Origin of the sequence: Alterirhizorhabdus solaris (assembly GCF_007785815.1) — a bacterium.
GTDB lineage: Bacteria > Pseudomonadota > Alphaproteobacteria > Sphingomonadales > Sphingomonadaceae > Alterirhizorhabdus > Alterirhizorhabdus solaris.
On sequence record NZ_VNIM01000134.1, the window covers coordinates 1 to 9,500 of the forward strand.

Genomic DNA, 9,500 nt, shown 5'->3' on the forward strand with positions numbered 1-9,500 from the left:
CGGCTGATTTTGTTTTTCAAGCAGACGACGACATGCCGAACCCTGAGATGGCTGGTGGGTTTGGGGATGTGTATAAGACACAGCCCCCGCCCCGCCCGCGCCCATGAGTGCGCAGCCCGCCGAGACGGTGACGCTCTCGGTCGGCCGCGGGCAGGTGGTGCGCCTCGCCACCCCGATGAGCGACCTGTTCGTCGCCGACGACAAGGTGGCCGACGTGCAGGTGCGCTCCTCCACCCAGCTCTACGTGTTCGCCAAGGCGGCCGGCGAGACGACCGTCTATGCCACCAACAAGGCCGGGCAGACGGTGTTCTCCGCCAACATTCGCGTCGGCGCCAACTACGGCTCGGTCGGCTCGATGCTGCAGCTGGCGATGCCGGAAGCCTCGATCACCGCCACCCCGATGAACGGCCTCGTGCTGCTCACCGGCACCGTCGCCTCCCCCGGCGACGTGGAGGAGGCGCAGGCGCTGGTGCAGGCGTTCGTCGGCAAGGAGACGCAGGTCGTCAGCCGGCTGAAGACCGCCACGCCGTTGCAGGTTAACCTGCACGTCAAGATCGCCGAGGTGAGCCGGGAACTGGCCAAGCAGGTCGGCGTCAACCTTTTGAGCCGCGACACAACCGGCGGCTTCCTGTTCGGCATCGCGCAGGGGCGCGGGATCGGCTCGATCGGCAATACCGACCTGTCCGTCTTCCCCAACCTCGATGCCTCCTCGATCTTCGGCCTGCCTGCCGGATCGATCAGCCTGCCGTTCAACCCCGGCACCGGCCAGTTCATCAACCCCGCCAAGCCGGGCACCGTGTTCGACTTGCGCAATCTCGGGCAGGGTGCGGGCGCCACCAACCTCGGCCTCGCCGGCAAGCTGTTCGGCGTGGATATCGCCTCGGCCATCGATCTGGCCGAACAGGACGGCCTCGTCACCACGCTGGCCGAACCGAACCTCACCGCACTGTCGGGCGAGACGGCCAGCTTCCTCGCCGGTGGCGAGGTGCCGATCCCGATCAGCCAGGCGCTCGGTACCGTCTCGGTGGAGTACAAGCAATATGGCGTCAGCCTCGCCTTCACCCCCACGGTGCTGGCCGATGGCCGCATCTCGATGCGGGTCCGGCCCGAAGTGTCGGAGCTTTCGTCGGCGGGCGCCGTCACGCTGAACGGCTTCAGCATCCCCGGCTTCACCACCCGCCGGGCGGAAACCACGATCGAACTCGGCTCCGGCCAGGCGTTCATGATCGGCGGGCTGCTGCGCAACAACACCACCAACGCGACCGACAAGGCGCCCTTCCTCGGCGACCTGCCGATCCTCGGCGCGCTGTTCCGCTCGAACAGCTTCCGCCGCAACGAAACCGAGCTGGTGATCGTCGTGACGCCGTATCTGGTACGTCCGGTCAACGCGAACCAGATCGTTCTGCCGACCGACGGCTACAAGGCGCCGACCGACGTGGAGCGCATCCTCGGCGGGCAGAGCTTCAGCGGCAAGTCCGGCGGGCAGCGGCCTAAGCCCACGCTCGCCCCGCCCGTCACCGCCACGGTGCCGCCCGCCCCGCGCGGCGGCGGCAAGGCCAAGGCGGACGGCGCCGCCGCCCCCGGCTTCTCGCTCTGATCGTGATCCAGGAGAGCAACCTCATGCGACGCCTCGTTACTCTCGCCCTTGCAGGCCCGGCGCTGGGAATGGCGCTCGCGCTCGGCGGCTGCGGCCCGGTCAATCGCGGGCTGGAATCGGTCAACCAGCCCGTCGTCAGCCGTACCGATTACGTGCTGGACGTGTCGGCCGATGCGCTGCGCAACGGCACCGCAGCCGAGGCCGACCGGATCGATGCCTGGTTCGAGGCGATGCACCTCGGCTACGGCGACCGCGTGGCGGTGGACGATCCCGCCCGCTCCGGCGACGAGGGCGTGCGCGATGCGGTCGCCACCGTCCTTGCCCGCCACGGCCTGTTGCTGAGCGACTCCACGCCGGTGACGGCCGGCGAGATCGCGCCGGGCATGGTGCGGCTCGTCGTCAGCCGCAGCACCGCCGCCGTGCCCGACTGCCCGAACTGGCGCCGCTCCGCCCAGCCCGAACTCGCGCAGTCCTCGATGTCGAACTACGGCTGCGCGACGAACTCCAATCTCGCCGCGATGGTCGCCAACCCGGAGGATCTGGTGCGCGGCGCCGCTGTCGAGACCAACGATCCGCGCTCCGTCACCAAGGCGATCCGCGCCTATCGCGATGCGCCCAGCACGTCCACGCAGGGGCTGCGCGTCGAATCGACCAAGGGGGGTCAGTGATGAACGCGCCGTTCAACCCCCGCGGCGCCGCCGTGCGCGAGCCGTTCGCCGCCTTCGTCTGCGACGAGGGCACGGCCGAGGTGCTGCGCCCGGTCATCTCCGAACTCGGCTGGCCGCAGGAACGCATCGGCCGGGGCGGCCTGCGCAACGCGGTGCAGACGCTGTCGATCGCCGCCAGCCCGAACATCCTGTTCGTCGACCTTTCCGAAAGCGGCGATCCGCTGAACGATATCAACGCGCTGGCCGAGGTGTGCGAGCCGGGCACGGTGGTGATCGCCGCCGGCCAGGTGAACGACGTGCGCCTCTACCGCGATCTGGTGGCGAGCGGCATCCAGGATTACCTGCTGAAGCCGTTCAGCGCCGACCAGCTGCGCGATGCGCTGGCGCACGCCCAGATGACGATCGCCGGCCCGCGCATCAGCGAGGCCGCGGTCGAGCGGCCGCATCTGACCACCGCCGTCATCGGCGTGCGCGGCGGTGTCGGTGCCTCCTCGATCGCCTCCTCGATCGCATGGCTGTTCGGCGACAAGGGCAATCGCTCCACCGCGCTGCTCGATCTGGACGTGCATTTCGGCACCGGCGCGCTGGCGCTCGATCTGGAGCCGGGGCGCGGGCTGACCGATGCGATCGAGAACCCCAGCCGCATCGACGGCCTGTTCATTGAGCGCGCGATGGTGAAGGCGAACGAGCGGCTCGCGGTGCTCTCCGCCGAGGCGCCGATCAACCAGCCGCTCACCTCCGATGGCGCTGCCTTCTTCCAGTTGCAGGAGGAGATGAAGGCGTCGTTCGAGTGCACCGTGATCGACCTGCCACGCACCATGCTGATCCAGCACCCGCACCTGCTCAACGACGTGCAGACGGCGGTGGTCGTGATCGAGTTCACGCTCGCCGCCACGCGCGATGCGATCCGCATCCTCTCGTGGCTGAAGGCGAATGCACCACAGACGACGGTGATGGTCGTCGCCAACCGCGTGCCGGCGCCCGGCCTCGCCGAGATAAGCCAGAAGGATTTCGAGACGTCGATCGAGCGCAAGGTCGATCTGGTCGTCCCGCTCGACCAGAAGATGGCGGCGCAGGCGGCAAAGCTCGGCAAGCCGCTGGCCGAGGTGGCGCGCGCCGGCAAGATCGGCCCGCTGCTCGGCGGCCTCGCCGCGCGGCTGATCGCCAGCGTGGAAAGCGGCGCCGGCCCCGCCGCCGGCGGCACCCGCTCGCTGATGGGCAAGCTGGGCGATTTCCGCGCCCGCCTGCCCGGCCGCAAGCCCAAGGCGGGCTGAGGCCGGATCGGGAGCCGAATATGACCGGGACGATGCCCTTCCTGCTGCTGACCGCCGCCATCTTCGGCATGCTGGCGATGGGCGTGCTCGCCTTCACCGGCCCCTCCACCAACAAGGCGCAATCTCGCCGGCTGGATGCGCTGAAGGGCCGCCATGTCGAGGATGCGGTGGTGGCCATGCAGATGCGGCGGATCACCGCGCATCAGCAGACCAGCTTCGATCTCGCGATCACCCGCATGCTGCCCAACCCCACGGTGCTGCGCAAGCGCATCGAGATGACCGGCAAGGAATGGACGCTCGGCCAGTATATGCTGGTGAACCTGGGGCTGGCGCTGTTCGTCGCCATCCTCGCCGCGTTCAAGGGCGCCCCGCTCATGCTCGCGCTGTTGGGCGGCATCTTCATCGGCGTCGGCCTGCCGCACATGGTGATCGGCCACCTCATCAAGAAACGCGTCGCCAGCTTCACCTCGAAGTTCCCCGATGCGATCGAGCTGCTGGTGCGCGGCCTGCGATCGGGTCTCCCCATCTCCGAGACGATGGGCGTGGTGGCGAGCGAGGTGCCCGGCCCGGTCGGCGTCGAGTTCCGCACCGTGGTCGACAAGATGAAGATCGGCCGCACGATGGAGGCGGCCTTGCAGGAGACCGCCGACCGGCTTGGCACGCCCGAATTCCAATTCTTCGTCATCACGCTGGCCATCCAGCGCGAAACCGGCGGCAACCTGGCCGAGACGCTCTCCAACCTTGCTGACGTGCTGCGCAAGCGTGCGCAGATGAAGCTGAAGATCAAGGCGATGTCGTCCGAATCCAAGGCGTCGGCCTACATCATCGGCGTGCTGCCGTTCATGGTGTTCGGCTCGATCCTGTGGATCAACCCCGATTACATGATGGGGTTCTTCCGCGACGAGCGGCTGATGATGACCGGCCTGGGCGGGCTGGTGTGGATGGGGATCGGCGCGTTCGTGATGCGCCAGATGATCAACTTCGAGATTTGAGGAACAGGCGATGACCGGAGCCGGCCCCAAAGTCCTCGGCGTCGACATATTCAGCGCCGCCACCCTGTTCATGGCGCTGGCCGTGGCCGCGCTGTTCGTGGCGATCTATGCGGCGACCACCGTGCGCAACCCGATGGCCAAGCGCGTCAAGGCGCTGAACGACCGGCGCGAGCAGTTGAAGGCCGGCATCACCGCCTCCACCAACAAGCGCCGCACCAAACTCGGCCAGAGCACCGAGGCGGCGGACTTCCTCCGTTCGTTCCTGCAATCGCTGCGAGTGTTGCAGGATTCGCAGCTGAAGCAGGCGCAGATCCGGCTGGCGCAGGCCGGCATCCGCTCGAAGGACTGGGCGCTGGCGGTCATCTTCGGCCGCATGGTGCTGCCGATCGTGCTGGGCGGCACGATGGTGGTCGGCGTCTATGTGCTCGGCTGGTTCGCGGACTGGACGCCGATCAAGAAGTTCGGCCTCGTCGCCGGATCGCTGATCTTCAGCTACAAGCTGCCCGACATCCTGCTCAAGAACATGGTGGACAAGAGATCCGCCGCGATCCGCAAGGGCCTGCCCGACGCGCTCGACCTGCTGGTGATCTGCGCCGAGGCGGGTCTGACGGTCGACGCCTCGTTCCATCGCGTCGCGCGCGAGTTGGGCCGCGCCTATCCCGAGCTTGGCGACGAGTTCGGCCTGACCGCGATCGAGCTGGGCTTCCTCACCGATCGTCGCTCCGCGTTCGAGAACCTTGCCCAGCGCGTCGATCTCGATTCGGTGCGCGGTGTGGTGACGACGATGATCCAGACCGAGAAGTACGGCACCCCGCTCGCCTCCGCACTGCGCGTGCTCTCCGCTGAATTCCGCAACGAACGGATGATGCGCGCCGAGGAAAAAGCCGCGCGACTGCCCGCGATCATGACGGTGCCGCTGATCTGCTTCATCCTGCCGGTGCTGTTCGTCGTCATCCTCGGCCCGGCGGCCTGCTCGATCTCGGATAACTTCATCAAGTAGGAACGCGGCCGGGCGGCCACCGTTGTGGCTCCGTAACAGGAGTGAACCGCGATGGCCGTCAATCAACTCGCGCTCTATGCGCTCGTCCTCGTCCTCGGCTGGCTGCTCGGCCTGCTGTCCCGTTCCGGAGGCGGTGCTTGGCGGCGCAAGTATGAGACGGAACGCAGCGCCCGCATCGCTCTTGAGAACACGCAGGGCGAGCGCGACAACGTGGCCCGCACCCGGATCGCCGAACTGGAGCGTCGGGCGGCGGCGGCAGAGGCGGCCTCGTCGGTCGGCAACAGCCCGGTTGCCGGCGTTGGCACCGCGATGGGCGCCGGTGCCGCGACGGGTGCTGGCAACATGGGCACCCTCGGCGCAACGACGCCTGCCGATCGCGACGATCTCTCGCTGATCCACGGTATCGGCCGTTCGGGCGAGAGTCGGCTGAACGAGGCCGGGCTTCACCGCTTCGTCGATATCAGCCGGCTGAGCGACACCGAGACGGCCTCGCTTGAAAACCACCTCGGTGCCGAACCGGGTACGGTCGCGCGCGAGGAATGGCGCGAGCAGGCCGCCTTGCTGGCCAGCGGCCGCGCCGACGAACACCGCAACCGCTTCGGCTGAGCGGCATCTTGCGGGCTGAACCTGTCCCAGCGCCGGCGTGCCCTCTGGCCAGTCCACCGCCCGGTTGGGGGTCGGTCCAGTCATCGGTCAGGTGTTGCCCCCGGCGCGATCGAGGGTGGCGGGGTCGCTGCCGGACATGCCTTATTCGTGAGAGGTGGTGACAGCGATCGGCCTGTTGGCACGACCCGCTCTTCACAGGGCGCTCGCTGGTTCGCGTCCCGGATGACATGCGCGTTCTAGACTTCGCGGTACGTCAGTCGGCCCCGCCGCCAAAAGCTCTAGGTCCGTGACAACAGCAACAGGACACGGGTACTCACGGTCGAGATAATTCACGCTCGCACGCGTGCCACGGGCATCCTGACCGGCCCGCTTACTCTCCCGGCATCAAGCTCGCGTGTTATGAGGTCTAAGTTGCGATCCGGGAGGCGCTTGGCCCCTACGACGCCTGTCTCACCCAGCTCCTAGTTATCCGCTTTCTTGACGAGCCTGTATTCGCCGGCAAAGACGATCCATAATCATCCCTGCCAGACGTGAAAACGGCGCCGGTATCGCTACCGGCGCCGTTTTCATCGTTGAGCGACAGTCAGAAGTTCGAGAACTGCTCGTTCCCGACGAAACCCATCTTCTCGACCTGCGCCCGCTTGGTGACGGCAAGGACGTTGTCCACCACCTCGTAGCGAGCCTGCGGGTCCGGCTGCAGATGCAATTCCGGCACCGGGTTCATCGACTGGGTCAGATCCAGATACTGCTTCAGCACCGGCAGGGTGACGGGCGAGCCGTTCCAGAACACGGTGCCGGCCGGATCGATCGTCACCTTGTTTTTCACCGGATCGACCGGCGGCGGCTGGTTCTGGCTGTTGTCGTTCACCGGCAGATCCAGCTTCACCGCGTGGGTCTGCACCGGGATCGTGATGATGAACATGATGAGCAGCACCAACATGACGTCGATCAACGGCGTCGTGTTGATGTCCATCATCGGCTCACCTTCGGTGGTGCTTGCTGCCATGGCCATGGTGGTTACTCCTGTAAGCGGTCGGTCAGTGGCGCGGTATTACAGACGGGCCGTCTGATAGCCCGGCGGCGGGTTCGAGATGAAGCCCACGCGGGAGAAACCGGCACGCTGCATCGTGTAGACCGCACCGCCGATGCACCGGTACGGCGTCTTCACGTCGCCGCGGATGTGCGCCTCGGGCAGTTCCAGGCCGGGTGCGTTGACGCCGCCCTGACGATCGATCTCGGCCTTGAGCTTGACCACGGCGCGGTCCAGCAACTCCTGCGAGCTGACCCGGGTAAGGCCCCAATACACCTCGCACGAACCGTCGGCGCCGCCCTTGATCGACAGCGAGACGTTCTCGGGCTTCGTCGTGGTCGGCTCGAACGCGACCTTCGGGATTTCCATCGGAACCGTCTGGATGACGACAGGGACCGTGATGAGGAAGATGATGAGCAGCACCAGCATGACGTCGACGAGCGGCGTCGTGTTGATGTCCGACATGGGAGAATTGTCTTCGGCGGGCCCCGCACTCATGGCCATGGGTTCAGATCCTATCCTGCTTCACTAGTGCCGGTCCGGTGCCGGGGATGCCGCATGGGCACCCCCGGCCTCGACGGATCAGGCCTTCTGGTTCGGCGCGATCGCGGCCGAACCGGTCTTCAGCGGCGGGGTCGGCGCGGCGCCGCGGCCGAGCGAAACCGGCTTCAGCGCGCCGCCCGAGACCATGTAGCCATGCAGGTCGTTCGAGAAGGACGAGAGCTGCTCGGCGACCACCTTGTTGCGACGGATCAGCCAGTTGTAGCCGAGCACCGCGGGAACCGCCACGGCCAGGCCGAGCGCGGTCATGATGAGCGCCTCGCCGACCGGGCCGGCGACGGCGTCGATCGATGCCTGACCGGCCGAACCGATCTTGATGAGCGCGCGATAGATGCCGATCACGGTGCCGAACAGGCCGACGAACGGCGAGGTCGAACCGACGGTGGCGAGCACGGCCAGACCGTTGCCGAGCTTGGAGTTGACCACCGCCTGGCTGCGGCCAAGCGAGGTGAGCAGCCAGTCATGCTGGTCGACCGGGTCGAGCAGCTTGGTGTGCTCGTCCTGCGCGCGCAGGCCGTCGTCGACGATCTGGCGATAGGCCGAGTTCTTCTCGAGCTTGGCGGCGCCTTCCTTCAGCGTTGGCGTGCCCCAGAACTGGGTGCGGGCGCGCTTCGCCTGATTGAGGATCTTCTGCTGCTCGATCAGCTTGGTGAACATGATGTACCAGGAGGCGGCGGACATCACCACGAGGATGAGGAACACGGCCCAGGCGATCGTGCCGCCCTGCTCGAGAGCGGCCATGAGGCCATACGGGTTGTCGCCGGCCGGTGCTGCGGGGGTAGCCATTTGGAGAAGTCCTCTTCTATTCGATGCGGTCATGACGGGCCGGCGCGCCCCATGGCGACACCGGCCTCACGGAGATCAGTCCTTCGGGATCTGCCAGCGAACCCGGCGATTGTAGCCGGAGGTCGAGGCGATCGCGGCACCGTTACTGTCGAGCGCGGGCTTGTAACGGCCACGACGCGTGATGTTCTTGCACGCGGCGTCGTCCAGCTCGGACGAACCGCTCGACGCGGTGACGCGGCAATTCACGACACGGCCCGATGCATCCACGTCCCAGGCGACGGCGGTGACGCCCTCGGTTCCTTCACGCAGGGCGCGGGAAGGATAGTCCTCGGTCGTAACCCAGCTGCTGACATCACCGCGGGGGGTTGCGGCGGATGCCTGCGAAGGCCGGGGCGGCGGCGGCGGTGGCGGCACCTCCTCAGGGGGTGGCGGCTCCTCGGCCACGTCGAATACCTTGGTATCCGAAGCGATCTTCTTAACCACATTGTAAGCCAGGCCCGTTATGAAGGCGTAGCCGAGAAGAGCGTGCAACAGGACCACGAGGCCTATGGCCACGGCCTTGCGCGGGCTCATCGTAGGTTGGTCAGCGTATGACATTCAGGAAGACACTCCCTCCGATCCGCAAGCCTGCGTTGACGATGACTGGCGGGTCATCTCCTAAAAACTCGATCGACCATTTTTGGGCTTTTTCGTCAGGTCGCGGCCAGTTTCTATCGCGGCGCCCGCAGCGACGCAATTGCTTTGTCTGTCTGTTCGTTAAGGCGTGGCCGTGCTTGAACGGGACACTCCCCGCGTGGCAAGGATGACGCCACGACCCCCGGAGCGCGCCTGCGCGGAATGGAATGCCATGCGTATCCTGATGATTGCCGCCGCCGTGGCGCTGGCCCCGGCCGGATCGATCGCCGCCCCGCCTGCGCCGGCCCCTGCGCGCCGCGGATCAGCGCCAGCACGGTGCCTTCCACGTAGAAGCGAACGAAGCCGGGGGC

General features: G+C 66.9%; 10 protein-coding genes. 6 read left to right on the top strand and 4 right to left on the bottom strand.

What is annotated here, in order from left to right; all coding sequences use genetic code 11:
• The first annotated feature begins 103 nt into the window (after nucleotides 1–103).
• Genes FOY91_RS19545 through FOY91_RS19570 form a run of 6 tightly spaced genes read left to right on the top strand, consistent with a single transcriptional unit; the run spans nucleotide 104 to nucleotide 6,137 of the window.
• Nucleotides 104–1,597 carry a type II and III secretion system protein family protein gene (locus tag FOY91_RS19545; protein ID WP_145155481.1) on the top strand — a complete coding sequence of 498 codons (1,494 nt, stop codon included), beginning with the start codon at nucleotides 104–106 and terminating at the stop codon, nucleotides 1,595–1,597.
• Between the two features lie 23 nt (nucleotides 1,598–1,620).
• On the top strand, nucleotides 1,621–2,265 hold the full coding sequence (locus FOY91_RS19550; RefSeq protein WP_145155483.1) for a CpaD family pilus assembly protein: 645 nt from the start codon (nucleotides 1,621–1,623) through the stop codon (nucleotides 2,263–2,265).
• Nucleotides 2,265–3,539, top strand: coding sequence for a pilus assembly protein CpaE (locus FOY91_RS19555; protein WP_145155485.1), 1,275 nt, complete (start codon nucleotides 2,265–2,267; stop codon nucleotides 3,537–3,539). Before FOY91_RS19550 ends, FOY91_RS19555 begins: the two co-directional genes overlap by 1 nt.
• Before the next feature lie 20 nt (nucleotides 3,540–3,559).
• A complete protein-coding gene (locus tag FOY91_RS19560) occupies nucleotides 3,560–4,531 on the top strand; it encodes a type II secretion system F family protein (protein WP_238995804.1) in 972 nt (323 codons plus the stop codon).
• A gap of 10 nt (nucleotides 4,532–4,541) precedes the next feature.
• Nucleotides 4,542–5,531 carry a type II secretion system F family protein gene (locus FOY91_RS19565; RefSeq protein WP_145155487.1) on the top strand — a complete coding sequence of 330 codons (990 nt, stop codon included), beginning with the start codon at nucleotides 4,542–4,544 and terminating at the stop codon, nucleotides 5,529–5,531.
• A 51-nt stretch (nucleotides 5,532–5,582) separates the two neighbouring features.
• Nucleotides 5,583–6,137, top strand: a complete 555-nt coding sequence (locus FOY91_RS19570) for a hypothetical protein (RefSeq protein ID WP_145155489.1) — start codon at nucleotides 5,583–5,585, stop codon at nucleotides 6,135–6,137.
• 583 nt (nucleotides 6,138–6,720) lie between these two features.
• On the opposite strand, the gene FOY91_RS19575 is transcribed toward FOY91_RS19570, so the two are convergent.
• From FOY91_RS19575 to FOY91_RS19590, 4 genes are all read right to left on the bottom strand, one after another.
• Complete coding sequence (locus FOY91_RS19575; protein WP_145155491.1) at nucleotides 6,721–7,149, bottom strand: ExbD/TolR family protein; 429 nt, start codon at nucleotides 7,147–7,149, stop codon at nucleotides 6,721–6,723.
• Nucleotides 7,150–7,188: 39 nt separating this feature from the next.
• Nucleotides 7,189–7,671, bottom strand: a complete 483-nt coding sequence (locus FOY91_RS19580; protein WP_145155493.1) for an ExbD/TolR family protein — start codon at nucleotides 7,669–7,671, stop codon at nucleotides 7,189–7,191.
• A gap of 78 nt (nucleotides 7,672–7,749) precedes the next feature.
• Nucleotides 7,750–8,514, bottom strand: a complete 765-nt coding sequence (locus FOY91_RS19585; protein ID WP_145155495.1) for a MotA/TolQ/ExbB proton channel family protein — start codon at nucleotides 8,512–8,514, stop codon at nucleotides 7,750–7,752.
• Nucleotides 8,515–8,589: 75 nt separating this feature from the next.
• A complete protein-coding gene (locus FOY91_RS19590; RefSeq protein ID WP_145155497.1) occupies nucleotides 8,590–9,111 on the bottom strand; it encodes an energy transducer TonB in 522 nt (173 codons plus the stop codon).
• Nucleotides 9,112–9,500: the final 389 nt, after the last annotated feature.

What these genes read in the sequence shown, in the direction of transcription:
- FOY91_RS19545 (WP_145155481.1), top strand. Translation starts at nt 104, where the DNA reads ATGAGTGCGCAGCCCGCCGAGACGGTGACGCTCTCGGTCGGCCGCGGG.
- FOY91_RS19550 (WP_145155483.1), top strand. Translation starts at nt 1,621, where the DNA reads ATGCGACGCCTCGTTACTCTCGCCCTTGCAGGCCCGGCGCTGGGAATG.
- FOY91_RS19555 (WP_145155485.1), top strand. Translation starts at nt 2,265, where the DNA reads ATGAACGCGCCGTTCAACCCCCGCGGCGCCGCCGTGCGCGAGCCGTTC.
- FOY91_RS19560 (WP_238995804.1), top strand. Translation starts at nt 3,560, where the DNA reads ATGACCGGGACGATGCCCTTCCTGCTGCTGACCGCCGCCATCTTCGGC.
- FOY91_RS19565 (WP_145155487.1), top strand. Translation starts at nt 4,542, where the DNA reads ATGACCGGAGCCGGCCCCAAAGTCCTCGGCGTCGACATATTCAGCGCC.
- FOY91_RS19570 (WP_145155489.1), top strand. Translation starts at nt 5,583, where the DNA reads ATGGCCGTCAATCAACTCGCGCTCTATGCGCTCGTCCTCGTCCTCGGC.
- FOY91_RS19575 (WP_145155491.1), bottom strand. Translation starts at nt 7,149, where the DNA reads ATGGCCATGGCAGCAAGCACCACCGAAGGTGAGCCGATGATGGACATC.
- FOY91_RS19580 (WP_145155493.1), bottom strand. Translation starts at nt 7,671, where the DNA reads ATGGCCATGAGTGCGGGGCCCGCCGAAGACAATTCTCCCATGTCGGAC.
- FOY91_RS19585 (WP_145155495.1), bottom strand. Translation starts at nt 8,514, where the DNA reads ATGGCTACCCCCGCAGCACCGGCCGGCGACAACCCGTATGGCCTCATG.
- FOY91_RS19590 (WP_145155497.1), bottom strand. Translation starts at nt 9,111, where the DNA reads ATGTCATACGCTGACCAACCTACGATGAGCCCGCGCAAGGCCGTGGCC.